The organism is Caulobacter sp. GW821-FHT10A10, assembly GCF_059415745.1.
On the sequence record NZ_JBWKNV010000003.1, the window covers coordinates 474927 to 498875 of the forward strand.

The window sequence follows — 23949 nt, forward strand, 5'->3', positions numbered from 1 at the left end:
TGCCCCGGCCCGACGGCGACGGGCATGGTCGCGCCTCCCCTTCCCTCGGAGTCGCGCATGAACCTTCTCGGCGTCTCGGGCAGCCTGCGGGCCGCCTCGCTCAACACCGCCCTGCTTCGCGCGGCCCAGAACCTGGCGCCCGAGGGCGTGACGATCACGCCGTTTTCGCTGCGCGACCTGCCGTTCTTCGACCAGGACCTTGAGGACGAGGGCGATCCGCCCGCCGTCGTCGCCTGGAAGGAAGCGGTCCGCGCCGCCGACGGCCTGGTCATCGCCTGCCCGGAGTACAATGGCGGGATCACCGGCGTGCTGAAGAACGCCGTCGACTGGGCCTCGCGCGGCAAGCCCGCGCCCTTGGCCGGCAAGCTGTGCTGCCTGTTCGGGGCCTCGCCCGGCATGACCGGAACCGTCCGCGCCCAGGACGCCCTGCGCCTTAGCCTCCGCCGCGCCGGCGCCCGCACCGAGCCGCAGGGCGACGTGCTGGTCGGCCAGGCGCACCTGAAGATCATCGACGGCGTGCTGACCGACGAGCGCACGATCGAGGGCCTGCGCCGGCATTTGGCGGGGTTCGTGGAGGCGGTTCGGGGTTAAGGGAAGCCACTGCGGATTCCTTCCTCCCGTAAAACCCCCGCGAAAGCGGGGGCCTAGGCCTTTTCTGAAACGCGGGGCGCTCGACGATAAAACGCCTGGGTCCCCGCTTTCGCGGGGATTTTACGGGATGTCGGTCGGTTTGACCGGACGGCCCCCTACTTCAGCTGCGACGGATCGTAGTTCGGGCCGAAATCCAGCACGAACAGCGGGCCCAGCACGATCGTCTGCTTGGTCGAGCCCAGGTGCAGGGCGACGCCCGCCCCGCCCTTGTCGGCGTCCATCGTGGCGCGGCCGCTGACGCTGTAGATCTTCCACTCGGCGCCCTCGACCTTGACCGAGCCGCCCTCGACGATGCCGCCCCAGGGCTCGCTGGACTGCTGGACGCGCACCGAGGCGACGGTGGCCGCGGCCGGGCCGCCCTCCACCGCTTCGGCCTTGGCCCAGAAGGCCACGGTGATGACGTCGCCCTTGGTGATCTTGCCGTTGACCGCCTGGCCGCCCGAGACCCGCCAGGCCGCCGCCGGGTCGGGCGTGGCGACCACGACCCGCACCCCGCCGCCGCCGGCCACGGCCTTGTCCTTGACGTAGCCGTTGGTCTGGCCCGGGCCGTAGACGTTCCAGGCCGTCGAGGGCTTGTTGAGGGCGTATTTCATGATCCCCTCGTCGCGCGCAGAGGCGACCGGCGCGACAAGCGAGAGAGAAAGGGCCGCGACGGCGGCTCCGAGGATGGTCTTCTTCATCAGGTGTTCCCCCTTCCGAAAGGCGTGACTTGTGACCGCTCGCTCCAGCGAGTCGGCGGACCGTTTCCTTCCCAGGGGGATGTCGGATGCTCCGACCACGTCCCCCGACGCGTGGCTCCGCCGTACGCGCGGCGGACCCTTGTTATCGAATGGTAGCGGTAGCGCGACCGCCACAGCCTGGCAAGAAGCGCAGCTTTAGTCCGGTCTCGCGTTGCGCCGCGAAGGGGTCGGGCGTAAAGACCGCCGCAATCCTGAAACCGGTCCTTTCCAGGGGAGTCCAAGACCATGTCGCTCGAGTCCGCCGCCCTGCGGCGCATCGCACCTTCGGCCACCATCGCCATCAGCGCCAAGGCGCGCGCGCTGAAAGCCGCCGGTCGTGACGTGATCGCCCTCTCCGCCGGCGAACCGGACTTCGACACCCCGGACAACATCAAGGACGCGGCCATCGCCGCCATCAAGGCCGGCCACACCAAGTACACCGACCCGGACGGCATGCCGGCGCTGAAGCAAGCGATCTGCGACAAGTTCAAGCGCGAGAACGGCCTGGAGTACAAGCCGAGCCAGGTGCACGTCGCCCCGGGCGGCAAGCCGGTGATCTACAACGCCCTGGTCGCCACCCTGAACCCGGGCGACGAAGTGATCATCCCCGCGCCGTACTGGGTGTCGTATCCCGACATGACCCTGCTGGCCGGCGGCACGCCCGTCTCGGTCGAGACCACCGCCGAAAGCGGCTTCAAGATCACGCCGGAAGCGCTGGAAGCGGCGATCACGCCGAAGTCCAAGTGGCTGATCATCAACAGCCCGTCCAACCCCTCGGGCGGCGCCTACACCCGCGCCGAGCTGCAGGCGATCGCCGACGTGCTGCTGCGCCACCCGCAGGTCTGGGTGCTGACCGACGACATGTACGAGCACCTGGTGTTCGACGACTTCGAGTTCACCACCATCGCCCAGGTCGAGCCCAAGCTCTATGACCGCACCCTGACGATGAACGGCGTCTCGAAGGGCTATTCGATGACCGGCTGGCGCATCGGCTACGCCGCGGGCCCCGAAGCGCTGATCAAGGCCATGGGCAAGATGATCAGCCAGACGACCTCCAACCCCTGCTCGATCTCGCAGTGGGCGGCGCTGGAGGCCCTGAACGGCCCGCAGGACTTCATCAAGCCGAACGCCAAGCTGTTCCAGGAACGCCGCGACCTCGTCGTGTCGATGCTGAACCAGGCCCAGGGCCTGCACTGCCCGACCCCGGAAGGCGCGTTCTACGTCTATCCGTCCTGCGCCGGCGTGATCGGCAAGACGGCCCCGTCGGGCAAGGTGATCGAGACTGACGAGGACTTCGCCGGCGAACTGCTGGAAGCCGAGGGCGTGGCGGTCGTGCACGGCGCAGCCTTCGGCCTGTCGCCGTTCTTCCGCATCAGCTACGCCACCAGCAACGACGTGCTGGAAGACGCCTGCCAGCGCATCCAGCGCTTCTGCGCCAGCGTGAAGTAAGGTTGGTTGGAGCGCTAGATTGTCGATCTAGCGGTTTGATCAAAAGGGGATCGGCGCTCGCCGGTCCCCTTTTTTATTGCGCTCGTAGTTCAAGGATCGCCTTCCTGGGCCTTGTGCCCAGGATCCAGCGCTCAACCTGCTCAGACCCTGACGAAGATGCCGAAGGCCTGAGCTGTCGCCGGCATGGGCCCTCGCCACGAGGGCGAGGGAGGCGAGCGTGGGGAGGCGGAATGCCAAAACCACTCGCGCCTCGCCCTTGAATGTCGATTGCCCCTCAGTGCTTTTCGCGCCAGCGGGCCTTGGCGTCTTCCTGGGTGAGGCTGAGGTGCACCACCTCCTCGTCGACATATTCCACCCACGACAGCGGGATCATGTGGTGCTTGAGGCCGCCGCCGAGGTCGAACTTGGCCAGTTCGATCTCCGTGCCGACCACGTGGTCGACCCGGCCGACATGCTTGCCGTCCGAGCCGACCACTTCCAGGTGTTCGCGGATTTGAGATGCATCCATCATGGATGTGTCCTCCCATCGGCCGCGCCGTCATAGCGCGGCCCTGACCGCATCAACGGCCGTGAGCGACCGTTGGTTTCCCGATTGCCGAGCCCTCGCGTTCGCCATACGTTCGCCGGCGAGACCCGCGAAGAGACGGGCCCCAGGAGACGCCGCCATGCTCACCCTGTTCCACGCGCCGCGCTCGCGCTCGACCCGCTTCCTCTGGCTGCTGGAAGAACTGGGCGCGCCCTACAAGATCGAGAAGGTCGACATCTTCCGCAGCACCACGGGCACGGGCGCGCCCGATCCGCGCAATCCCCACCCGCACGGCCAGGTGCCGGCCCTGCTGGACGAAGACGTGCTGATCACCGAAAGCGCGGCCATCGCCCTCTACCTGACCGACAAGTTCCCGACCGCGGGCCTAGGGCCCATGATCAGCGACCCGCATCGCGGCCCCTATCTCAGCTGGCTGGCCTATTACGCCGGCGTGCTGGAGCCGGCGGTGACCAATCTCTGGAAGCAGCGGCAGGACGACCAGGACAAGGCCCAGTACGCCGCCCTCGACGAACGCCTGCGCACCACCCTGGAAAAGCAGCCCTGGCTGCTGGGCGAACATTTCTCGGCGGCCGACATCCTGTTCGTCAGCCTGCTGCAGTTCGCCCGCCAGATGCTGCCGCCCCACGCCGTCTACGACGACTGGCTGGCCCGGGCCAACGCCCGCCCCGCCCTCGCCCGCGCCCTGGCCAAGGACGACCTGTCTTGATCAAAAAAGCCGCCCTGCTCGCCGCCGCGCTTCTTACGCTCGCGTCGCCCGCCTTCGCCGGCCGCATCGACGCCGCGCTCAGCGACGACGCCATCACCGTGACCGAGGACGGCAAGACCGCCCTCGTCTACCGCACCAAGCCGCTGGACCCCGCCAAGGAGCCGGGCCGCGCCAACTACGTCCACCCGCTCTACGCGCCGGACGGAACGGTGCTGACCGAGGACCGGCCCGCCGACCACCTGCATCAGCGCGGGGCGTTCTGGAGCTGGCACCAGGTGCTGGTGAACGGCAAGAGCGTCGGCGACGGCTGGTTCATGCAGGGCCTGAGCTTCCACGTGCACGATCGCGGCTTCGAAGGCGACGCGGCCGGGCGCGGGATCGTGACGATCAAGGCCGACTGGCTGGTCAATTCCGGGCCGGAGGTGGTCTACGCCGCCGCCGAGACCACCAAGGTCACCGTCCATCGGCTGAAGGGCGGCGCGCGGCGGATCGATTTCGACACCACCATCACCGCCCGCGTCGACACCCTGGCCCTGGGCGGCAGCGACGACGCCAAGGGCTATGGCGGCTTTTCCATCCGCCTGATCCGTCCCGACGCCCTGGTGTTCGGCTCGGGCGGCAAGCAGATCAAGCCGCAGAACGAGCCGGTCGAGGCCGGCAAGGCCATGGGCTTCGCCTGGTCTTCGACGGCCCAAGGCGCGCCGGCCTGGACCGTGGGCCTCAGTTGCAAGGCCAACGACAAGCCGGTCACTCGCTGGATCCTGCGCAACTCGCTGTCGATGCAGAACTGCGTCTTCCCCGGACGCGCGCCCTATGTGATCAAGAAGGGTGAAAGCCTGCATCTGCAGGAGACCCTGATCATCCGCCCGGCCAGCAAGCGCGCTCCCAAGCCCGCCGCCGCGCCGGCGCCGAAGCCCTGAGACAGACCCAAGACCGAACCCATGGCCGAGATCCTCAACCTCAACCAGGCCCGCAAGGCCAAGGCCAAGACCGACGCCAAGCAGACGGCGGCCGAGAACCGCGCCCGCTTTGGCCGCACCAAGGCCGAAAAGACCCTCGACGCCGCCCGCGCCGAGAAGCTGACGCGCACGCTGGACGGCGCGAAACGCGAGGACTGATTGGCCCATTCTCCCTGGCCGTTCCAGGCCCTGGCCGTCCGCTTCGCGCCGGTTCTCGTCGCCGTCATCGGCTGGAACACGATCTGGACCTGGGCAACGCCGCTCGATCCGGCCTGGACGCCGCCGCCGCGCGACAAGACCGTGCTGACGATCGGCGTGCTCAGAAGTCCGACCGACAAGCCTCAGGCCGACGGCTACGACTACGAGACGGTCGACGGCCGCCGCCTGCGCCTGCGCTGCGCGCCGCTCGGCGCGGCGGCTGACGACTGCCTCAGCGGCGGCGGACGGATGGGCGACCATGCGGGCCGCTACGCCACCGTGCGCTACTATGAACTGGCCGCAGGTTCCGACGGCGCGCGACAGGTCCTGCTCGGCGCCAAGTCCGGCCCGGACTGGCTGCTGCGGCCCGAGGACCAGAAGGCGCGGCTGGCGGTCCAGGCCAAGAGCGAAAAGAACCGCAAGGTGCATTGGCGGGCGGCCGTCTCGGCGGCCCTGACCCTCGCGGCCGGCTTCGTCGGCCTCCTGCTCTACCGCCGCTTCCGGCGCTGAGCCCTCATCGCGGAACCAGGTAGCGCGCGCCCTTGGGCAGGGCGTCGCAGCCTATTACCGGCGCAGTCGGGACCGGCGGCGGCGCGGCCTGGCTCTTCCAGGCGGCGATCAGGCGCTCGATCGCCCACACCCAGCCGAACGTGGTTTCCTTATGGGTCTTATGGAACTCTTCCATGATCGCGCCTCCTGACGCCTTTCAGTGTCTGGAGGATCGGCGCGATCAGGCCGCGCGACAAACGCGGTTCGCTGAGCTATGGATAAGCCAGACTTATGGCAGACATCCTCGCATCCGTTCCGCTCGGCGCCGTCCGCGCCTTCGAAGCCGCCGCCCGGCTGAAGAGCTTCACGCGCGCCGCCGACGAGCTGGGCGTCACCCAGGCCGCCGTCAGCTGGCAGGTGAAGGCGCTGGAGCAGCGGCTGGGCCAGGCCCTGTTCGTGCGCAAGGTGCGCGAGGTCGACCTCACCCCGGCCGGCGAGCGGCTGTCGCGGGCGGCGACCGAGTCGATGGGCCTTCTGCGCTCTGCCTTCGCCGATCTGATCGAGGCCGACGAGGGCGTGCTGGCCCTGACCACCATGCAGAGCCTGGCCAGCCATTGGCTGGCGGCGCGCCTGGGCGCCTTCCAGTTGGCCCACCCCCGCATCGCCGTTCGCCTCGACACCACCTCGGCCATGCGCGACCTGACGCGCGGCGAGGCGGATCTGGCCATGCGCGCCGGCAACGGCGACTGGCCCGGCCTGGCCGCTCATTTCCTGATGCCGTACGTGCAGACGCCGCTGTGCTCGCCGGACTTCCTGGCTCGGATGGGCGGCTTCGAGCGCCCCGCCGACATCCTGGACGCGCCCCGCATCGGTTCGCCCGGCGAATGGGCCGTGTGGTTCGCCGCCGCCGGCGTCACGCCGCGCGAAGGCGCGCAGGCGCCGCGCCTGGCCGCCGACGCCCAGTCGGTGGAGGTGGCCACGGCGCTCGCCGGCCAGGGCCTGGCCCTGGGCTCGCCGATCTTCTTCGCCCCCGACATCGCCGCCGGACGCCTGGTGCAGCCGTTCGATATCGCGCCCCGCTACGGCGGCGGCTACTGGCTGGCCTATCCGGAGGAGCGCCGGCGCGTGCGCAAGATCGCCGCCTTCCGCGACTGGCTGCTGGAGGCCGTCGCCGCCGACCCGGCCGTCGCCCGCTACCTTTAGAACCGCGCCCTCAGCCGACGATCGCCGTCTCGACCTTTCGCGGCGTGCGCTTGAGCACCACCCGCAGGTCCAGCCGGTCGTGCGTCAGGATCAGCGCCCCGTCCTTGGCCAGGCGATAGTCGAAGACGAGCTCGGACTCCGGCAGCGACAGCTGGTCCTCGTTGGCTTCATAGCCCTCCGGCTCGTCGACCTTGAACGCGCCCCGCTGGCGGCGGCTGACAACCAGTTCCTCCTCGCCGAAGCGCAGCTGGTCGCCGCGCTTGATGTCGATCTGGCCCTCGCCGTCGATGCGCGCCACCGTCCAGCCGCCCAGCAGGCTGACCGGCCCCTCGGCCCGGGCCTCGCCGGCATAGCCCGCCAGGAAGGCCGCGCGGGTCAGCATCTCGGACACCAGCTTTCGCTCGGGCTCCAGGCGCGGATCGGCCTGGGCCCGCAGGCGGCCGTCGAAGCCCTTCAGCACCTGATAGGTCCCCTCCTCGTCGCCGTCCCGGTGGTGCAGGGTGGCGGCGCGGTGCAGCGACTGGAACTCGTCGAGCAGCAGGTGGCCCAGCTTCAGCCCCTCGGAGGCCTGCCCGCCCGGCGCGGCCACGGCCAGAACCTGGCGAGCCTCGGTCCCGTCGGCGGCGACCGTGTAGTTCAAATCCACGTCCAGCAGCCGATCGCCCGGGGCCAGCGCCGGTTCGGGCAGGAAGGCCTCGCCCTTGGCCAGGGCCACGAACAGCCCGCCGCCCTCGGTGCTTAGGAAGGCGGTCGGCACGGTCATCGAGACCGCCCCGTCCGGCCCCGACTTCAGCTCGTCGCCCGGCACGCCATAGACGCCGCTGATCCGGTAGCCAGGGCGCGGCTTGACGGTCAGGGTCAGGTCGTAAGCCAGTTCCGAGACCATGGTGTCGAGCTTGGCCGCGAACACCGTTTCGACGTCGGCCTTGTCGCGCAGGAAGTAGAGGTTGCCGCCCCGAACGCTGGAGACCTTGGTCGCCAGCGGCGCGTCGAACTGCGTTCCCACGCCGATCGTCGTCAGGCCGATCCCCTTGAACGAGGCCTCCCTGGCCATGCCCATGAAGCTGGCGGCGTCCGTGCGGCCGATATTGGGCTGCTCGTCGGTGAACAGCATCACCCGGGTGACGCCCTTGAAGCCGTCCTTGCTGGCGAAGGCGGTCTCGTAGCCGACCTTGAGGCCGGCCTCCATGTTGGTGGAGCCGGCGCTCTCGATGGCGTCGATGGCCAGGCGGATGGCGGCGCGCTTGTCGCCGACCACGGTCGGCTCCAGGTGGCGGTAGGAGCGGTCGCCGTAGAGCACGATGCTCAGCTGGTCGCCGGGCCGCAGCTGTTCGAGAATCTGGTGCAGGCTCTCGCGCACCCGCATCAGCGGGCCGCCCTGCATCGAGGCGGACTTGTCGACCACCGCCACGAGGTTCAGCGGCGCGCGCTTCCAGGTCTTGGCGTCGACGCCGCTGTCGAAGCCCAGGCCCACCAGCACCTTGTCGGCCGGCGACTGCGGCAGGTCGGCGCGCATGGCCTCGCCGGTGACGCACAGCACGCGGGCGCAGGCCTCCTTGCCGGGGATCTGCAGGTCGTAGCCGCCCATCAGCCCCTCGGGCGTCAGCGTATCCGGCAGCGGCATGCGCTGGGCCTGCGCCTCGCCGCGGAAGTGGTTGATGTCCTGGGCGCCGCCCTGGCGCACCCGCATGCCGCTGACGACGACCTCGTCGATGTCGATCTGCTCGTCCTGCGGCGGCGGGGTCTGGGCCCAGGCCGGGGCGGAAACGAGCGCAAGCGCCAAGATGGAGGCGGCGGACCAAAGGCGACGCGACATCGAAACCTCCCGTTTTGATTGCAGGAAGGCTAACGCCGCACGCTCAAGCGGTACAAGCGAAATTGCAGCGGTCGGCGAACGCTCAGGGGGCGCGATGGAAGTGCTGGCGCAGGTCCGCCGGAATGGCGTCGTAGGTGGTCGGCGGGACGATCTTCAAGACGCGGCGGGCCTCGTCCAGCGGCATGGCGAACAGGGCCGGATAGTCGACCTCGGGCAGCCAGGCGGCCTTGCGCCCGGCCCGCCAAGCCTCGCGCACGGCCCGGCCATAGGGCTGGCCGTCCTTGAGGCGGCGGAACTCGCGGGTCCCGGCCAGGGCGATGAGTGCGAAGCCCAGGCTGCGGGTCTGGGCGTAGGAGAAGGCCACGACGCAGACCTCGCCCAGCGCGTCCGTCCCATAGCCGGTCAGCACGTGCCAGACGTCATGCACGTCGCGCAGACGGCGGGCGTACCACAGCAGCGGATGGGCCGCGTCCATGTCGGCGTCGGCGACCTTGCGGCTCTCGTCGGCCAGGCCCTCGGCGGTCAGGCCGCGCGGGGCGATGAAGTCGCGATAGGCCGCGCCCACCGTGCCCGCCTCGAACCGCGCCAGCCACGCCGGGTCGGACAGCCGGTCGGCGAATTCCTCACGGCGATAGGCGATCGCCCCGCCCTGCGGCGTCTTCAGCAGGCGGGCGTAGCCGCGGGGGATCGCGCGGCCAGAAAGCGCCCGCATGATCTCGAACACCTGGGCGGTGTCCTCCTTGTCGGCGATCAACCGGCGGACGGCGCGAAACGCCCGCAAAGGCTGCAAGCGGAAGCTCGCATCGCGGGCGCCGAGCGGCGGACGCGCCGAACCGGCGTCAAGGGCTTGCGCGGCTGCGTTCATCAGGCATGCTCCCGGCGTGACGTGAGTAAAGATGACACGACGTCATTTTTATTCAAGGGCCGAACAGGCGATCACGGGGGACCCCAGCCGATGGGCAGTCTGAAAAAGCGATCGGTGAACCTCGCGGGCCACGCCACCTCGCTGGCGCTGGAGCCCGAGTTCTGGGCCGCGCTGGAGCGCATCGCCAAGCAGGACGCCGTCAGCATCGCGGCCCTGATCCAGCGCATCGACGTCGGCCGCGCCGACCGGCCGCTGGCCTCGGCGTGTCGGGTGTACGCGCTGGAACGGGCTGGGGGTTAGACCTGGAGGAACCTCCCCCTCTGGGGGAGGCGATCGCGAAGCGATCGGTGGGGGGCGTAACTACGAGCATGGCCGGCGCGGCGGAAGCTGAAAACTTCCCCCCACCGGCCTTCGGCCGCCTCCCCCGCAGGGGGAGGTTTCCCTCTCCCCTACCCCGGCCGCGGAACCGGCGCCGGCAGGGGCTCGGGATTGGGCGTCGGCATGGTCGGCGGCGCCAACTGGGGCAACCGCAGTTCGGCCAGGTCCGGCCGCACGGCCAGCAGGCCCGAACGCCAGATCGCATAGATCAGCAGCGCGACGAGCAGCAGCACGGCCAGCATGGCCGCGCCGCTCCAGGCGCCCTCGTGATGATTTTCATGATGGCGAGCCATGCCCGCCTCCTCTGCTCAAGCCTGTCCCGCTAGCCGGGGACCTTGGGCGCTTCTGGGACCTTCGGCGCGTCCGGCAGCTTGGGCGCGGAGGCCGAGATGTCGACGTCCACCGTCTTCTTCTGCGTGAAGCCGCCGGAGAACATCATGAAGGCCAGCACCGCGACGATCACCACCAGGGCGCCGACGATGAAGGCCAGCCCCGCATTGCCGCCCGATTTGGTTTCTTCCGCCATTCTTCCTGCTCCTGCTTCGTCCCTGCGGATCAACGGGAGCGTCGCGACCGGAGTTCCCTAAGCGGGCGTCACGGGGCTTAAGCCGGGGGAAGTTTGTGCTACATATGTTCCCATGTCTTCCGGCTTCGACTCGACCGACCCTTTCGGCGACCTCCCCGCTCCGCGCATCTCCGACCTGGCCCGCCCGCAGGCTCCCGGCGGCGGCGGACCCGCGCCCGACTATCTGAACGGCCTCAACACCGAGCAGCACGAAGCGGTCGTCACCACCGAAGGCCCGGTCCTGGTGCTGGCCGGGGCCGGCACCGGCAAGACGCGGGTGCTGACCACCCGCCTGGCCCACATCCTCTCGACCGGCCGCGCCCGGCCGTGGGAGATCCTGGCCGTCACCTTCACCAACAAGGCCGCGCGCGAGATGCGCGAACGGATCACCCACATCATCGGCCCGGAAGCCGAGGGCCTGCGATGGCTGGGCACCTTCCACTCGGTGGCCGCCCAGATCCTGCGCCGCCACGCCGAGCTGGTGGGGCTGAAGTCGAACTACACGATCATCGACACCGACGATAACGAGCGGCTGCTCAAGCAGCTGATCGAGGCCGAGAACATCGACGCCAAGCGCTGGACGCCGCGCATCCTGTCGGGCCTGATCGACGCCTGGAAGAACCGCGGCTGGACGCCCGACCGCGTGCCGCCCAGCGAGGCCGGCGAGTTCGCCAACGGCAAGGGCATCAGCCTCTATCGCCAGTACCAGGAGCGCCTGCGCATCCTGAACGCCTGCGATTTCGGCGACCTGCTGCTGCACAACATCACGATCTTCACCAGCAATCCCGACGTGCTGGCCGACTTCCAGCGCCGCTTCCAGTACGTGATGGTCGACGAGTACCAGGACACCAACGTCGCCCAGTACCTGTGGCTGCGCCTGCTGGCCCAGGGCCGCCAGAACGTCTGCTGCGTGGGAGATGACGACCAGTCGATCTATGGCTGGCGCGGGGCCGAGGTGGACAACATCCTGCGCTTCGAGCGCGACTTCCCCGGCGCCAAGGTGGTGCGGCTGGAGCGCAACTACCGCTCGACCGAGCACATCCTGGCGGCCGCCTCGACCCTGATCACCGCAAACAAGGGACGCCTGGGCAAGACCCTGTGGACCGAGGCGACCGGCGGCGAGAAGGTCAAGGTCAGCGGCGTCTGGGACGGCGAGGCCGAAAGCCGGATGGTCGCCGACGAGATCGAGAAGGCCAAGAAGGCCGGCCGCCGCTACAACCAGATGGCCATTCTCGTTCGCGCCTCCTTCCAGATGCGCGCCTTCGAAGAACGCTTCGTGATGCTGCAGATCCCCTACAAGGTGGTCGGCGGCCCGCGGTTCTTCGAACGGGCGGAAATCCGCGACGCCCACGCCTATCTGCGCCTGATCCAGTCGCCGGACGACGATCTGGCGTTCGAGCGCATCGTCAACACGCCCAAGCGCGGCATCGGCGACACCTCGGTGCAGAAGCTGCTGCAGATCGCGCGCGGCGAAGGCATCTCCACCGTCGAGGCGGCCCGGGTGATCATCGGCAGCGACGACCTGCCGGCCCGCACCCGCACGGCGCTCAGCAACTTCATCCGCGACCTCGACCGCTGGCGCGCCCAGATCGGCAACATGCACCACCAGCGGGTGCTGGAGATGGTGCTGGAGGAAAGCGGCTACACCGACGCCCTGCGCCTCGACAAAGGCCCGCAGAGCCAGACGCGCCTGGAAAACCTCAAGGAACTGGTCCAGTCGATGGGCCAGTTCGACAGCCTGGAGGCCTATCTGGAACACGTGTCGCTGGTCATGGACCTCGACCGCGAGGCCACCGGCGACGCCGTCTGGATCATGACCCTGCACTCGGCCAAGGGGCTGGAGTTCCCGCTGGTGTTCCTGCCCGGCTGGGAGGAAGGCGTGTTTCCCAGCCAGCGCAGCATGGACGACAAGGGCGAGAAGGGCCTCGAGGAAGAGCGTCGCCTAGCATACGTGGGCATCACCCGCGCCCGCGAAGAGGCCCGCATCAGCTTCGTGGCCAACCGGCAGGTCTATGGCCGCTGGACCAGCCAGCTCCCTTCCCGCTTCGTCGACGAACTGCCGCTGGAGCACGTCGATGCGGGCTCGGAGACCGGCTATTACGGCGGCGGGCCGGGCATGCAGCAGACGGCCTCGTCGCGCTGGGACGATCCCGGCACCAGCGCCTTCCAGAGCGGCAGCTACGACAGCCCCGGCTGGAAGCGTGCCCAGGACCGGGTGCAGGCGCGCGGCTTCGCCGAAAAGGGCGGCGGTCACGCGGCCTGGCGCGGCGGCGGCTCGGCGGCACGGGCCAAGCCGATCGAGGGCGAAGGCCGGCTGGTGGCCGTCTCGGCCCCGACCAACAGCGCCTACAGCCGCGGCGACCGCGTGTTCCACGTCAAGTTCGGCTACGGCAAGGTCGCCTCGATCGAGGGCAACAAGCTGACCGTCAACTTCGACAAGGCCGGCGAGAAGAAGGTCATCGACAGCTTCGTCGAGAAGGCCTGATGGCGGCGGGGGCCAGGCGCGGGATCAACCCCGACAGCCCCCTCGCCCGGCTGATCGCCGGACCGATGCGCCCCGGCCGCCTGACCTGGATCGGCCTGCGCCCCGCCCGCCGCGCGGCCCTGGTCGCCGTCGATCGCGCCGAGATCACGCTCGAAGCCGGCCTGGTGGGCGACCACTATGCCGGCCGGCCCGGCGGTCCGCGTCAGGTGACGCTGATCCAGGCCGAGGACCTGGCCACCATCGCCGCCTTCCTCGGCCGCGCCGAACCCGCCTCCCCGTTCGACCTGCGCCGCAACCTGGTGGTCGAGGGGATCAACCTGCTGGGCCTGGCCGACAAGCGCTTCCGGGTCGGCTCCGTGCTGCTGGAAGCCACGGGAGGCTGCCACCCCTGCAGCCGCATGAACGAGATCCTCGGCGAAGGCGGCTACAACGCTGTCCGAGGCCGCGGCGGCCTCACCGCCCGGGTGATCGAGGGCGGCGAGGTCGCGTTGGGAGATGCAGTGTCGGTGGAGGGTTAGGCCCTCCCCCTACGGCGTGATCGTCACCGTCACGCGGCGATAGCGCGTCACCGGCGGGGAGCCCTTGTCGGTCACGGCCACGACGAACTGCGCCGTCTCGGGTTTCGTCACCGCCGGCGCCTTGAAGGCCGCGCGATAGACATTCTCAGCCCCGGCGGGCGGGATCGGCGTCTTCCAGCCGCTCGCTTCGGGATAGTGGAACCAGAGGAACGACAGGCTGTCGCCGTCGGGGTCGGTGCTGGGGCTGGCGTCGAGCACGAAGGTCTCGCCGGCCTTCACCGTCAGGTGGTCCGGATGGGCCAGGCGCGCCCCGGGCGGATGGTTGGCCTTGTCGTACGGCAGGGTCGTCCAGCCGATACGGGCGGCGAAGTCGTTCTGGTAGGCGTCGCGCCAGCGCCAGAGCGTCACGCCGAAGTCCTCGAAGGTCTTGCCGCCCGCCTTGATCGGCCGGCCGTGCGCCGAGGCCTCGTAAGGGGTGTAGCGATCGACGGCGTTGGTCCAGATCGGCCGCGTCTCCGGCTCCACCGGCACGCCGCCGTTGAAGCCCTTGGGATCGGTGTCCTCGATCCTCGGCGTGCGGAGTTCGTAGCGCCCGCCCCAGCCGCCGAGGTCGGGCCGCTCGGGATCCGACAGGCCGTTGGGGATCAGGGCCAGGAACGACGGCGTGTCGCCCTCCATGCCGTAGGCGACGTCGGGATAGGCCGCGCCGAGCGGACCGTGGCCCTGCTGGATGTTGGCCGCCAGCCAATCGTTGGAGACCGTGGCGTTGTCCAGCCCCTCGGCGGAGAAGCCCATGCCCATCCAGGTCGCCGCGCCGTAGCCGCCGGGGCTGACGATGTAGAACAGCTTGGGGAAGGTTTTGCGGATCCAGGCGCCGGTGTCGTCCTGGTCGGAGATGGCGTAGACGCGCAGCTTGGCGACCAGGCGTTCGACCTCGGCAGGCCCGCGGGTCGCCTGGAGGGTCTGCAGCGCCTGGGCCAGGGTGTTGGTCCCGCCCCAGGCGGCGATCCACAGCGGGCGCTCGTCGGGCCGGTCGAGCGCGGCGATGATCGCCCGCGAGCCGTCGGTGTCCCTGCCCGGGCCGATGGCGGCCATGCCGTAGGCCGGCTGGCCGACGCTGACCTTGGACAGCAGGGACTGGGCGGTGGGGTAGCCGGCGGCGTGTTTCAGCAGGTTCGGCTGCACCCGGCCGTAGGCGCCGATGATCCGGCGCATGGTCTCCGGATGCACCTCGCCACGCATGTGGGTCGAGGTGATGGCGACCAGCCCCTCGATGTCGATCTCGTTGGCGTAGAGCAGCAGGCGCACGAGCGACTGGCTGTCGTCCGGGTCGGCCTCGATGTCGCTGAGTACGATCAGTCGCGCCTTCTGGGCGGACGCCGACGCGGGCGCGGCCTGCGCCGAGGCGGCGGCGACGGCCGGCGGGAGGACGGCCAGGGCCGCCGCCAGAACCAAGGACCTCATGCCGTCTCACTCCCCGCTGCGCTCATGTTAGCGCTCACATGCGCTTATGGCGTCGGAAGGCGGACAGCCGCAACCCGCTTTTGGCTAGGCCTGGACCGTCGCCGGCTCTGGCGCCGGCTTGGCCTTCACCGCCGGCTTCTTGCGGCGCTTTGGCAGGCCCGAGGGATTGCCCCAGAAGGTCATCACCGCCAGCGTGCCCAACAGGGTCAGGGCCAAGCCCGAGACGGTCATGACCAAGCGATAGGCCAGGCCGCCGACCTTGGCCGCGTGCAGCGGGAAGTCGGCGTTGGTGATGCGCGAGCCCAGCGGCATGGTCTGCGCGTCGCGCGCGGCGACCATCTTGCCCGTGGCAGGATCGAACCAGGCCATGCTGCGGCCGTTGGGCAGCCACTCGGCCTGCTGGCGCAGGCGGATGGAGATCAGGCCGCCGGTCTTGGCCGGCAGGCCGATGGTCCGCACCTCGGCGCCGGGGAAGCGGGCCTGGGCCTGGCCGATCACGCCGGCCCAGTCGAGATCCTTGGCCAGCTTGCCGCCCTTGATCTTGGGCGCGGCGGCGGCCTTTTCCATCACGGCGGACGACGAGAACGGCGCGCGCAGGGCCTGGGAGAACCATTTCAGGTTCATGGTCGCGCCGGTCGCCAGCGACAGGATCAGCAGCGGCGCCACCACCACGCCAAGGTCGCGATGGTGATGGACGATAGCCGCCCGCTTGGCCATCCGCGGCCAGAGGCGCAGGTGGAACATCCGCCGGGTCGGCCACCACAGGATCAGGCCCGTGACCACGAAGCCCAGTCCGACCAGCCCGGCGATCCCGCCGACGATCTCGCCCGTGTCGCCTGCGAAGAGATGGTGGTGCAGGTCGAACAGCCACACCTCCGGCCGGGCCCAGTTGCTGGTCCAGGCCTGGACGATCGCGCCGTCCTGGTCGGCATAGGCGCCCTTCTGCGTCTCGCCGGGATAGGACAGCTTGTGCAGCCCCTTGCGTTCGCTCGCCAGGACGATGGAACGCGGGCGGTCCTGCGCGGCGAAGATCCGCGTGGCGGCCGCCGCCAAGGTGGCCGTGTCCTGCCGCTGGGCGTCGGCGGCGTGGGGCACGGTGGCGCGCAGGAACGCGTCCTCGTGCACCAGCAGCGCGCCGGTGAAGCCGAGGACGGCCAGCAGCAGGCCGATCAGTCCGCCGGCCCAGCGATGCAGGAGACGCAGGGTCTTCATCAGAAGCGCGCTTCCCAGCCCAGCGTCGCGGTGCGGCCGCGCCCGGCGTAGAACTTGTCCTTGGCCGGCAGCACGGTGTCGGAGTTGTAGGTGATGTACTGCTCGTTCAGCAGGTTCTGGACCCCCAGCGACAGCGCCCCCACCGGCAGTTCGTAGCGGGCGAAGGCGTCCACCAGCGTGTAGCCCGAGAAGTCGTCCTTCACGAGGGCGTGGCTCATGTCGCGTTGCAGGTAGGACTGCACCTGCAGGCGCAGGGTCAGTTTGCCCGTACGGTAGTCGGCCGCCAGGTTCACCCGGTCAGGCGAGATGTTGGCGCCGTCGAGATCGGTGTCGAGCTTGCCGTCGCCGTTGGCGTCGGTCTCACCGCGCAGGCGGGCGTAGCCGGCCAAGACGCCCAGGCCCGGGACCGGGGTCCTGGCCTTCACGTTCAGCTCCAGGCCCTCGATCGCCACCTTCTGGCGCTGCACGTCGAAGATGCCGCCGGTGTTCTTGACCAGCAGTTGGCCCAGCTTCGACGACGACCAGAAATAGGCGACGCTGGCGTCGAACGGCCCGCGCTTCCACTCGCCGCCGATCTCGCGGTTGTTCGACACGATCGGCTCGATGTTGAGGTAGCTGTCCACGTCCACGCCGGCGACGTTGATGCTGCGCAGGATCCGGCCGACGTCGGGCACGGTGTAGCCCTCGGCGTAGCTGGCGTAGAGGCGCAGGCCCGAGGCCGGCTCGAACACGATCCCGCCGTTGGCCAGGGTCGACTTGAAGTCCGGATCGCCGCCCGCGACCTTGCGCGAGCCGTAGGAGGCCAGGGTGGTGAAGTCGTCGACCTTCAGCTGGACGTTCTCGAAGCGCAGGCCGCCGGCCAGACGCAGCTTGCCGTCCAGCAAGGCGTAGTTGCCCTGGACGAAGGGCGCGACGCTCTGGAACTTGGTCGGCGGCACCCAGGCGCGGCCGGTGGCGATCAGCAGCTGTTCGGTGCGGTCGTTCATGGCGTCCAGGCCGACGGTGGCGGTCAGGCCCTCGATCCCCGGCACCTCGCGCTCGTAGTTCAGGCGCGCGCCCAGCTTGCGCGAGCGGTTCGACGACTGGTCGAACAGCGTGCCCGACGGGGCGATGCTGACGTCCTGGAAGGTGGCGTTGCGGTCGCCGCCGAAGGTGTCGCGCGAGCGGTTGAAGAAGACCTGGGCGGTGAAGTCGCCGCCGAGCACCTCGCCGCTGGTCAGCGAGGCCGACAGGGTCTCGACGCGGTTGGCGGCCGGCTTGCCCGGGACGGGACCGCGCACCGAGGTGGTGGGCAGGCGGGTGGCGCGATTGCCGTCGGTGACCGCGGCGGCCGTGCCGGTGACGGTCACATAGTCGCCGTCGCCCTTCAGCTCGAAACGGTTGGCGACCACGTCCAGGCGGGTGCTGTCGCCCAGCTGCCAGCCAAAGCGGCCGAAGATCGACAGGCTTTTGGAGTCCTGGACGTCGCCCTGGGTGTTGTCCATGCCGATGCGGCGGCCGTCGGCGTCGTAGAAGGCGCCGCGCTTCTCGTAGGCCACGCCGCCGGTGGCGTCGAACGCCCCGCCGCGCCAGGCCAGAAGGCCCGCGACCTTGCCGCCGACGCTGTCGCCCAGGTCATGACCGAGCGTGGTCTGCACCAGGGTGCGGCCCGAGACGCCATCGTTCTTGGGCGGGCCGACCGTCACCTGATTGACCACGCCGCCGGTGGCGCCGATGCCCTGCAGGGCGTTGGAGCCGTAGATCAGCTCGACGCGGTCCACGAAGAACGGGTCGATCGTGTAGCCGTCGCGCGAGCCGTCGCGGATCGGGGTCGACTGCGGGATGCCGTTGATCGCGAACAGCGGCGAGCGGCCGCGCAGGCTCTCGCCCGAACCCGACAGCTTCTGGCGGGTGGGCGAGAACGACGGCGACAGGGTCGACAGGGCGTCGACGATCGAGCCGCTGATGGCCACCTGCTGGTTCAGGGCCTCTGCGCCGACCACGTCAACGGTCAGCGGCAGGGCCGTGACCGGCAGCTTGGTGCGGGCGGCCGTGACGACCACCTGTTCGACGTCGTCGGCCTGGGGCGCCTGGGCGTGGGCGCTGGCGGCGATCGACAGCGCCGCCAGGCTGAGCGTCGAGAACAGGGCGCGCCGAGCGGCGGCGCGCGAGAAGCAAAGTCGCATGACCATCCCCAGAAAGAGAGGGCCGGCTATTGACGCAACTGCGACTGAGTTTCAATCCTGAAATGATCTCCGACAGGCGATCAGCCGCCCCCAAGCCGCCCGACCGATACGTCCCTGGCCGCCCCCCCCCCCCTGACGAGCTTGAACCACTTTTCTACCGAGCCTCCCCGCGAAGGCGGGGATCCAAGCCGAGCCGGCGGATCGCCCGCGGACGCGCCTCATCCTGAAAATCAGCTTGGATCCCCGCCTTCGCGGGGAAACACGGACTTGGGGGAGCGAGCAGGCGAATGTCGCTTCCGGCCTAGCCGTGATCAGCCGCCCTGCCCCATCGCCGCCATGTCCATGAACATCACCTCCCAGACGTGGCCGTCGGGGTCCTGGAAGCTGGCGCCGTACATAGGGCCCATGTCCATGACCGGCTTCCATTCGCGGCCGCCGTTGGCCAGGGCGTTGGCCAAGAGGCCGTCGACTTCGGCCCGGCTGTCGGCCGACAGGCAGGTCAGGACCTCGGTGGCCTTGAAGGCGTCGGCGATGTCGCCGTTGATGAACTGGCGGAACTTGTCGTGGGTCAGCAGCATGACGTGGATCACGTCGGACACCACCACGCAGGCGGCGGTCTCGTCGGTGAACTGCGGATTGATCGAAAAGCCCAGGGCCTCGAAGAAGGCCTTGGAGCGGGTAAGGTCGGCGACCGGCAGGTTGACGAAGATCATGCGCATGAGGCGGCTCCCTAAGCTGTGTCGGCCAGAGGACGTTTAGCCCTCGACGCTCCCGACATCCTGCCGGATCTTTTTGTCAGCCTTTCACGCGGGCCGGATTGCCCACCGCCGTCGCGCCGGCCGGCACGTCGCGGGTGACCACAGCCCCGGCCCCGATCACCGCGCCGTCACCGATGGTGACGCCCGGAACGATGATCGCCCCGCCGCCGATCCAGACGTCCTTGCCGATGGTCACCGGGCGGCCGAACTCCAGTCCCGAACGGCGGGTCTCGGCGTCGCGCGGATGGTCGGCGGCGAAGATCTTCACGTGCGGGCCGATCATCGTGCGGTCGCCGATCGTGACCGTGGTCACGTCGAGGATCACACAGCCGAAGTTCATGAACACCCCGTCGCCCAGCACGATGTTGTAGCCGTAGTCGCAGTGGAACGGCGCGCGGATGTTGGCGCCGAGGCCGACGCTGCCGAACCGCTCCTTCAGCAGGGCCATGCGCTGGGCCAGGGTCTGGCCGGGGGCGTTGTAGCGCTCCATCCAGGCCAGCGCTTGCTCCTGGTCGGCGACGATCTCGGCGTCCAGCGGGTCGTAGAGGTCGCCGGCCAGCATGCGCGCTTTGTGGGTGCGATCGTCGGTCAAGGCGGAGCTCCGGAAGTTGCGAACAGACCCCGGATGGACCGGCGGCGGCCTGCAAACAATGAAAACCATGCGACGAAGAGGGATATCACTGCTCGCCCGAGCGACAGGTTCGCGAGACCCCGCGCGACCGCTCGTCCGAAAGTTGCCTGCGCCGCAAGCTCGGCTATTGTCCCGCTTCGAGTAGCGGGGGCGTGAAATGCGAGTCTGGGGTATTGCGGCGACGGCGCTTCTGGCCGCGGCCGGCGTGGCGCATGCGGGATCGAACGTGGTCAAGTACGGCCCCGCCCCGGCCTGGGTCGCCGCGCCCCCCGCCCCGACCGACACCGCCCCGCCCGAAGGCGCCGCCGCCCAGTTCGTCTACAACGACGTGCAGACCAAGCTCGGCGCCGACCACGACGAGTTCTACACCAGCTACCGGATCAGGATCCTCAAGCCCGAGGCCCTGGCCCTGGGCAACGTCATGGCGGTGTGGAACCCGTCGTCCGACGAGATCCGCGTGCACACGCTGAAGATCCTGCGCGACGGCCGCGAGATCGACGTGCTGGCCAAGACCAAGTTCGGCGTCATCCAGAGGGAGAACAATCTCGAGGCGGCCATGCTGGCCGGCGACCTGACCGCCAATCTGCAGGCGCCGGGCCTGCAGGTCGGCGACGAGCTGCAGTTCGCCGCCACCATCAGCCGGCGCGACCCGACCCTGGGCGACCGCTCGCAGGGCGGCATGATGCTGCCGTCGGTCGGCGCGGCCGGGGCCTATCGCACCCGGCTGGTCTGGCCGGTCGAGCGGCCGCTGCAATGGTCGGCCTCGCCGGACCTCGGCAAGCTGGAGCCCGTGCGCCAGGGCGCCGACAACGTGCTGACGCTGGAGATGCGCGATCCCAAGAGCGCCATCGCCGCCGACGGCGCGCCGCTGCGCTACAACATCCGCCGCCTGGTGCAGTTCAGCAGCTTCGGCGGCTGGAGCGAGGTGTCGAACCTGCTCTGGCCGATCTACGACAAGGCCGCTCAGCTGCCGCCGACCTCGCCGATCAAGGCCGAGGCGGCCAGGATCGCCGCCGCCCACAAGGACCCGACGACCCGCGCCGCGGCGGCCCTGGCCCTGGTCCAGGAGCAGATCCGCTACGTCTATATCGGCCTGGACGACGGCAACTATCGCCCGGCCTCGGCCGAGGACACCTGGTCGCGGCGGTTCGGCGACTGCAAGGCCAAGACCGTGCTGCTGCTGGCCCTGCTGCGCGAACTGGGGATCGAAGCCGAGCCGGTCCTGATCCAGAGCCAGAACGACGACGGCCTGGACAAGCGCCTGCCGATGGTCAGCGCCTTCGACCACATCCTGGTGCGCGCCGTCATCGGCGGCCGCGCCTACTGGCTGGACGGCACGCGCATGGGCGACCTGGATCTTGAGTCCATCCCCGAGCCCGACTTCCACTGGTTCCTGCCCGTCCGCGCCGGCGCGACCAGCCTGACCGCCTTCAAGCCCGAGGCGCCGCTGCTGGCGCAGGAGGGCTTCCTGCTCGAAATCGACGCCTCGGCGGGTTTCGACACCCCGGCCAAGGTGACCGGCGAGAACATCGTCCGCGGCGACCAGGCGTTCGCCTTCAAGACCGCGCTGGCCCAGCTCTCCAAGGACGACGCCGACCGCGCCCTCAAGGGCTACTGGCGCAAGGCCAACGATTGGATCGAGCCCGAGACCGTCGCCTGGACCTATGACGCGCTCCGCAAGCAGATGCTGCTGACCATGACCGGCGAAGGCGAGCTGGACTGGGAGGGCGACGCGACCGACGGCCGCGCGCTGGACATCGTCGGCGCCGGCTTCAGTCCGCCCGCCCCATACAAGCGACCCAAGGAGCAGGACCAGACCGCCCCCTGGCTGACCGAATTCCCGACCTATCGGCGCTGGACCACCCTGATCCGCCTGCCGCCGGAAGCCGACGGCTGGAAGTGGAGCTTCATGGCCAATCCGGTCGACGAGCGGCTGGGCGGAACCGCCTACTGGCGCCAGGCCGACCTGGAGCGCGGCGTCATGCGCACCACCATGACCCGCCGCGTCTACGAGCCCGAGGTCTCGGCCGAAGAGGCCAAGCTGCTCAACAAGAAGCTTCCGAAGTTCGACAACAAGGTCTCGCGCGTCTTCCAGTACCGCGCGACGGACGAGAGCCCCGCCAAGCCGGCCGAGGAAACGGCGCAGGACCCGGCCGACCTGGTGGGGATCGGCGCCTACTACCAGACCACGGGCAAGCCGGAGAAGGCGATCGCCGTAGCCGACAGGGCTCTGGCCAAGAGCCCCGGCTTCCGCCCGGCCGTCCGCCTCAAGGCCCTGGCGATCGCCGCGACCTCGCCCGCCAAGGGTCTGGCCTTCGCCGACAAGGCGCTGAAGACCGACGACGACCCGGTGCTGGCGATCCAGCGTGGCAGGATCCTGGCCGGTCTTGGCCAGACCGACGCCGGCCTGGCGGCCATGGAGGCGACGTTCGCGTCGCGCAACGACGAACTGGAGGTCGCCGAGGCCTTCGCCGATACGGCCCAGGCCATGGGCCGCAGCGACCTCGCGCTGAAGGGCGCCGAGCGGGCCGTGAAGCTGGCCCCCGACAACATCGTCGCCCTGCGCCGCCGGGCCGCGCTCAACATCCAGCTGGGTCACATGCAGGCGGCCCTCGCCGACTTCGAGACCGCCGTGCGCCTGCAGCCGGAGGACCCGATCAACCTGCGTAACCGGGCCTACGCCCTGCGTCGCATGGGCCGGACCGACGAGGGCCTCGCCGATCTCGACGAGGCTTTGCGGATGAACCCGGTCGACGTCGACACCCTGAACGCCAAGGCCCTGGCCCTGCGCGCCGCCGGCCGCGGCGCCGAGGCGGCCGCGCTTTACGACGCCTCGATCGCGCGGCGACGCGACAGCTGGGCCCTGAACAGCCGCTGCTGGGAGCGCGCCCTGGCCAATGTCGAGCTGAAGGCCGCCGAAAGCGACTGCGCCGAGGCGGTCAAGCTGGAGCCCAAGGACGCCGCCTATTGGGACAGCTACGCCCTGGTGGCCCTACGCGACGGTCGCTTCGACGAGGCCTTGAAGCGTTACGACCAGGCGCTCAAGCTCGAGCCTCGGCAGGCCCCCAGCCTCTATGGTCGCGGCCTGGTGAAGCTGCGGCGGGGCGACGAAGCCGGCGGGCGCGGCGACATCGCCGCCGCCAAGGCCCTGAGCGCCAAGGCCGGCGAAGAACTGGACGAGGCTGGCCTGGCGCCGGCCGCCAAGGGCGACTGAACGCTCAGACCCCTCCTCAGGGCTCGCCCAAACCCTCGCCCAGCCGCTCGGCCAGGGCTGCGACGAACAGGCGGACCTTGGGCGGGGCCAGACGCGCGGTCGGATAGACGGCCCAGATCGACCAGCCGGGCAAGGCGGCGTCGGCCAGCGGCAGCTCGACCAGCCGGCCGCCGGCGACCTCGTCGCGCACGTCCCAGGCCGACAGCGGCGTGATCCCCAGCCCGCCGAGGCAGGCCTGGTGAAGGCCTTCGATCCCCGAGGCGGTGAAACGGCCGGCGACCTTCTGCTGCACGGCCCGGCCGCCGGCCTCGAACGACCAGTGGGTGGTTCCGCTCATCGCCAGGCACTCGTGTTCGGCGAGGTCAGCCAGGCGGCCCGGCGCCCCGCGACGCTCCAGATAGTCGGGCGCGGCATAGAGGGCGCGGGGATTGCCGGCCAAGCGGCGGGCGACCAGCGAATTGTCGCGCAGGGGCGCGATGCGGATGGCCAGGTCCAGGCCCGCGGCGACGATGTCGACCACGCTGTCGGTCAGCAGCAGGTCGATGGCGACCTCGGGATTGGCGTGCATGAACGCGGCCGCCGCCGGGGCCACGACCTTGCGGCCGAAAGCCGCCGAGGCGGTGACGCGCAGCAGGCCCGAGGCCCCGGCGTCGGACGGCCGGATGGCGGCGCGGGCGGCGACCTCGCCTTCCAGCATGGCCTGGGCGTGAGGCAGGAAGGCCTCGCCCTCGGGGGTCAGCGACAGGGCGCGGGTGGTGCGATGGACGAGGCGCGCCCCGACCTCCTGCTCCAGGGCCGCCATCCGGCGCGAGGCGGCCATGGGCGTGACGCCCAGCCGCCGGGCCGCGCCCGCCAGGCTGCCGGCCCGCGCCGCCTCCACGAAGACGCCGACGTCCGCGAGATCCATTCTATCGAATTCCGTTATGCCGACTTAACGCAAGACCGTACTATAAACGG

The 23949-nt window shown here is 69.9% G+C and carries 24 protein-coding genes; 11 read left to right on the top strand and 13 right to left on the bottom strand.

The annotated features are described in order from the left end of the window. Positions 1 to 57 precede the first annotated feature (57 nt). Complete coding sequence (locus tag AC07NS_RS11585; RefSeq protein ID WP_494603250.1) at positions 58 to 591, top strand: NADPH-dependent FMN reductase; 534 nt, start codon at positions 58 to 60, stop codon at positions 589 to 591. Positions 592 to 746: 155 nt separating this feature from the next. On the opposite strand, the gene AC07NS_RS11590 is transcribed toward AC07NS_RS11585, so the two are convergent. After that, complete coding sequence (locus AC07NS_RS11590; RefSeq protein WP_494603252.1) at positions 747 to 1331, bottom strand: hypothetical protein; 585 nt, start codon at positions 1329 to 1331, stop codon at positions 747 to 749. Between the two features lie 285 nt (positions 1332 to 1616). Between AC07NS_RS11590 and AC07NS_RS11595 the strand changes: the two genes are divergently transcribed. Further along, a complete protein-coding gene (locus tag AC07NS_RS11595) occupies positions 1617 to 2819 on the top strand; it encodes a pyridoxal phosphate-dependent aminotransferase (RefSeq protein ID WP_494603254.1) in 1203 nt (400 codons plus the stop codon). A 274-nt stretch (positions 2820 to 3093) separates the two neighbouring features. Here the strand turns inward: AC07NS_RS11595 and AC07NS_RS11600 are convergent, their stop codons facing one another. Beyond that, positions 3094 to 3330 carry a DUF2171 domain-containing protein gene (locus AC07NS_RS11600; protein ID WP_198578532.1) on the bottom strand — a complete coding sequence of 79 codons (237 nt, stop codon included), beginning with the start codon at positions 3328 to 3330 and terminating at the stop codon, positions 3094 to 3096. A 154-nt stretch (positions 3331 to 3484) separates the two neighbouring features. Here AC07NS_RS11600 and AC07NS_RS11605 point away from each other — a divergent pair, with 154 nt between their 5' ends. From AC07NS_RS11605 to AC07NS_RS11620, 4 genes are read left to right on the top strand one after another with little or no spacing between them, the layout of a single operon-like run. Further along, on the top strand, positions 3485 to 4072 hold the full coding sequence (locus AC07NS_RS11605) for a glutathione S-transferase family protein (protein WP_494603257.1): 588 nt from the start codon (positions 3485 to 3487) through the stop codon (positions 4070 to 4072). After that, positions 4069 to 4992 carry a DUF6807 family protein gene (locus tag AC07NS_RS11610; protein ID WP_494603259.1) on the top strand — a complete coding sequence of 308 codons (924 nt, stop codon included), beginning with the start codon at positions 4069 to 4071 and terminating at the stop codon, positions 4990 to 4992. The genes AC07NS_RS11605 and AC07NS_RS11610 overlap by 4 nt, the downstream gene beginning before the upstream one ends. 21 nt (positions 4993 to 5013) lie before the next feature. After that, entirely contained in the window at positions 5014 to 5190 is a 177-nt protein-coding gene (locus AC07NS_RS11615; protein ID WP_494603261.1) for a DUF4169 family protein, read from the top strand. Beyond that, complete coding sequence (locus AC07NS_RS11620) at positions 5191 to 5739, top strand: hypothetical protein (RefSeq protein ID WP_494603263.1); 549 nt, start codon at positions 5191 to 5193, stop codon at positions 5737 to 5739. Between the two features lie 4 nt (positions 5740 to 5743). On the opposite strand, the gene AC07NS_RS11625 is transcribed toward AC07NS_RS11620, so the two are convergent. Continuing rightward, entirely contained in the window at positions 5744 to 5914 is a 171-nt protein-coding gene (locus AC07NS_RS11625) for a hypothetical protein (protein WP_494603265.1), read from the bottom strand. 95 nt (positions 5915 to 6009) lie between these two features. Between AC07NS_RS11625 and AC07NS_RS11630 the strand changes: the two genes are divergently transcribed. Continuing rightward, on the top strand, positions 6010 to 6921 hold the full coding sequence (locus AC07NS_RS11630) for a LysR substrate-binding domain-containing protein (protein WP_494603267.1): 912 nt from the start codon (positions 6010 to 6012) through the stop codon (positions 6919 to 6921). Between the two features lie 10 nt (positions 6922 to 6931). On the opposite strand, the gene AC07NS_RS11635 is transcribed toward AC07NS_RS11630, so the two are convergent. After that, a complete protein-coding gene (locus AC07NS_RS11635; protein ID WP_494603269.1) occupies positions 6932 to 8737 on the bottom strand; it encodes a vWA domain-containing protein in 1806 nt (601 codons plus the stop codon). Between the two features lie 82 nt (positions 8738 to 8819). Then, the gene (locus AC07NS_RS11640) at positions 8820 to 9602 is read right to left on the bottom strand and encodes a Coq4 family protein (RefSeq protein ID WP_494603271.1); all 783 of its coding nucleotides are present in this window, start codon (positions 9600 to 9602) and stop codon (positions 8820 to 8822) included. 90 nt (positions 9603 to 9692) lie between these two features. On the opposite strand from AC07NS_RS11640, the gene AC07NS_RS11645 reads away from it, so the two are divergent. Further along, the gene (locus AC07NS_RS11645) at positions 9693 to 9902 is read left to right on the top strand and encodes a ribbon-helix-helix domain-containing protein (protein ID WP_110121631.1); all 210 of its coding nucleotides are present in this window, start codon (positions 9693 to 9695) and stop codon (positions 9900 to 9902) included. A 149-nt stretch (positions 9903 to 10051) separates the two neighbouring features. On the opposite strand, the gene AC07NS_RS11650 is transcribed toward AC07NS_RS11645, so the two are convergent. Both AC07NS_RS11650 and AC07NS_RS11655 read right to left on the bottom strand, forming a co-directional pair. Further along, positions 10052 to 10273, bottom strand: a complete 222-nt coding sequence (locus tag AC07NS_RS11650) for a hypothetical protein (RefSeq protein ID WP_494603273.1) — start codon at positions 10271 to 10273, stop codon at positions 10052 to 10054. Positions 10274 to 10302: 29 nt separating this feature from the next. Then, positions 10303 to 10506 (bottom strand): hypothetical protein, encoded by a 204-nt coding sequence (locus tag AC07NS_RS11655; protein ID WP_494603275.1) that lies wholly within the window; start codon positions 10504 to 10506, stop codon positions 10303 to 10305. 112 nt (positions 10507 to 10618) lie between these two features. Here AC07NS_RS11655 and AC07NS_RS11660 point away from each other — a divergent pair, with 112 nt between their 5' ends. Both AC07NS_RS11660 and AC07NS_RS11665 read left to right on the top strand, forming a co-directional pair. After that, on the top strand, positions 10619 to 13030 hold the full coding sequence (locus AC07NS_RS11660; RefSeq protein ID WP_494603277.1) for a UvrD-helicase domain-containing protein: 2412 nt from the start codon (positions 10619 to 10621) through the stop codon (positions 13028 to 13030). Beyond that, positions 13030 to 13548, top strand: coding sequence for an MOSC domain-containing protein (locus AC07NS_RS11665; RefSeq protein WP_494603279.1), 519 nt, complete (start codon positions 13030 to 13032; stop codon positions 13546 to 13548). Before AC07NS_RS11660 ends, AC07NS_RS11665 begins: the two co-directional genes overlap by 1 nt. A 9-nt stretch (positions 13549 to 13557) precedes the next feature. On the opposite strand, the gene AC07NS_RS11670 is transcribed toward AC07NS_RS11665, so the two are convergent. The 5 genes from AC07NS_RS11670 to AC07NS_RS11690 form a co-directional block, all read right to left on the bottom strand. Next, a complete protein-coding gene (locus AC07NS_RS11670) occupies positions 13558 to 15012 on the bottom strand; it encodes a DUF1593 domain-containing protein (protein ID WP_494603281.1) in 1455 nt (484 codons plus the stop codon). An 84-nt stretch (positions 15013 to 15096) separates the two neighbouring features. Then, entirely contained in the window at positions 15097 to 16224 is a 1128-nt protein-coding gene (locus AC07NS_RS11675) for a PepSY-associated TM helix domain-containing protein (RefSeq protein WP_494603283.1), read from the bottom strand. Then, complete coding sequence (locus AC07NS_RS11680; RefSeq protein WP_494603285.1) at positions 16224 to 18389, bottom strand: TonB-dependent receptor; 2166 nt, start codon at positions 18387 to 18389, stop codon at positions 16224 to 16226. The genes AC07NS_RS11675 and AC07NS_RS11680 overlap by 1 nt, the downstream gene beginning before the upstream one ends. Positions 18390 to 18700: 311 nt before the next feature. Beyond that, positions 18701 to 19108, bottom strand: coding sequence for a VOC family protein (locus tag AC07NS_RS11685; protein WP_494603287.1), 408 nt, complete (start codon positions 19106 to 19108; stop codon positions 18701 to 18703). A gap of 76 nt (positions 19109 to 19184) precedes the next feature. Next, entirely contained in the window at positions 19185 to 19739 is a 555-nt protein-coding gene (locus AC07NS_RS11690; protein ID WP_494603289.1) for a sugar O-acetyltransferase, read from the bottom strand. 196 nt (positions 19740 to 19935) lie between these two features. On the opposite strand from AC07NS_RS11690, the gene AC07NS_RS11695 reads away from it, so the two are divergent. Next, positions 19936 to 22992, top strand: a complete 3057-nt coding sequence (locus tag AC07NS_RS11695) for a DUF3857 domain-containing protein (RefSeq protein ID WP_494603291.1) — start codon at positions 19936 to 19938, stop codon at positions 22990 to 22992. Between the two features lie 16 nt (positions 22993 to 23008). On the opposite strand, the gene AC07NS_RS11700 is transcribed toward AC07NS_RS11695, so the two are convergent. Continuing rightward, on the bottom strand, positions 23009 to 23899 hold the full coding sequence (locus AC07NS_RS11700) for a LysR family transcriptional regulator (protein WP_494603292.1): 891 nt from the start codon (positions 23897 to 23899) through the stop codon (positions 23009 to 23011). Positions 23900 to 23949 lie beyond the last annotated feature (50 nt).

What these genes read in the sequence shown, in the direction of transcription:
- AC07NS_RS11700 (WP_494603292.1), bottom strand. Translation starts at nt 23,899, where the DNA reads ATGGATCTCGCGGACGTCGGCGTCTTCGTGGAGGCGGCGCGGGCCGGC.
- AC07NS_RS11665 (WP_494603279.1), top strand. Translation starts at nt 13,030, where the DNA reads ATGGCGGCGGGGGCCAGGCGCGGGATCAACCCCGACAGCCCCCTCGCC.
- AC07NS_RS11605 (WP_494603257.1), top strand. Translation starts at nt 3,485, where the DNA reads ATGCTCACCCTGTTCCACGCGCCGCGCTCGCGCTCGACCCGCTTCCTC.
- AC07NS_RS11680 (WP_494603285.1), bottom strand. Translation starts at nt 18,389, where the DNA reads ATGCGACTTTGCTTCTCGCGCGCCGCCGCTCGGCGCGCCCTGTTCTCG.
- AC07NS_RS11630 (WP_494603267.1), top strand. Translation starts at nt 6,010, where the DNA reads ATGGCAGACATCCTCGCATCCGTTCCGCTCGGCGCCGTCCGCGCCTTC.
- AC07NS_RS11635 (WP_494603269.1), bottom strand. Translation starts at nt 8,737, where the DNA reads ATGTCGCGTCGCCTTTGGTCCGCCGCCTCCATCTTGGCGCTTGCGCTC.
- AC07NS_RS11625 (WP_494603265.1), bottom strand. Translation starts at nt 5,914, where the DNA reads ATGGAAGAGTTCCATAAGACCCATAAGGAAACCACGTTCGGCTGGGTG.
- AC07NS_RS11655 (WP_494603275.1), bottom strand. Translation starts at nt 10,506, where the DNA reads ATGGCGGAAGAAACCAAATCGGGCGGCAATGCGGGGCTGGCCTTCATC.
- AC07NS_RS11600 (WP_198578532.1), bottom strand. Translation starts at nt 3,330, where the DNA reads ATGATGGATGCATCTCAAATCCGCGAACACCTGGAAGTGGTCGGCTCG.
- AC07NS_RS11650 (WP_494603273.1), bottom strand. Translation starts at nt 10,273, where the DNA reads ATGGCTCGCCATCATGAAAATCATCACGAGGGCGCCTGGAGCGGCGCG.
- AC07NS_RS11645 (WP_110121631.1), top strand. Translation starts at nt 9,693, where the DNA reads ATGGGCAGTCTGAAAAAGCGATCGGTGAACCTCGCGGGCCACGCCACC.
- AC07NS_RS11675 (WP_494603283.1), bottom strand. Translation starts at nt 16,224, where the DNA reads ATGAAGACCCTGCGTCTCCTGCATCGCTGGGCCGGCGGACTGATCGGC.
- AC07NS_RS11685 (WP_494603287.1), bottom strand. Translation starts at nt 19,108, where the DNA reads ATGCGCATGATCTTCGTCAACCTGCCGGTCGCCGACCTTACCCGCTCC.
- AC07NS_RS11585 (WP_494603250.1), top strand. Translation starts at nt 58, where the DNA reads ATGAACCTTCTCGGCGTCTCGGGCAGCCTGCGGGCCGCCTCGCTCAAC.
- AC07NS_RS11670 (WP_494603281.1), bottom strand. Translation starts at nt 15,012, where the DNA reads ATGAGGTCCTTGGTTCTGGCGGCGGCCCTGGCCGTCCTCCCGCCGGCC.
- AC07NS_RS11615 (WP_494603261.1), top strand. Translation starts at nt 5,014, where the DNA reads ATGGCCGAGATCCTCAACCTCAACCAGGCCCGCAAGGCCAAGGCCAAG.
- AC07NS_RS11595 (WP_494603254.1), top strand. Translation starts at nt 1,617, where the DNA reads ATGTCGCTCGAGTCCGCCGCCCTGCGGCGCATCGCACCTTCGGCCACC.
- AC07NS_RS11695 (WP_494603291.1), top strand. Translation starts at nt 19,936, where the DNA reads ATGCGAGTCTGGGGTATTGCGGCGACGGCGCTTCTGGCCGCGGCCGGC.
- AC07NS_RS11640 (WP_494603271.1), bottom strand. Translation starts at nt 9,602, where the DNA reads ATGAACGCAGCCGCGCAAGCCCTTGACGCCGGTTCGGCGCGTCCGCCG.
- AC07NS_RS11590 (WP_494603252.1), bottom strand. Translation starts at nt 1,331, where the DNA reads ATGAAGAAGACCATCCTCGGAGCCGCCGTCGCGGCCCTTTCTCTCTCG.
- AC07NS_RS11660 (WP_494603277.1), top strand. Translation starts at nt 10,619, where the DNA reads ATGTCTTCCGGCTTCGACTCGACCGACCCTTTCGGCGACCTCCCCGCT.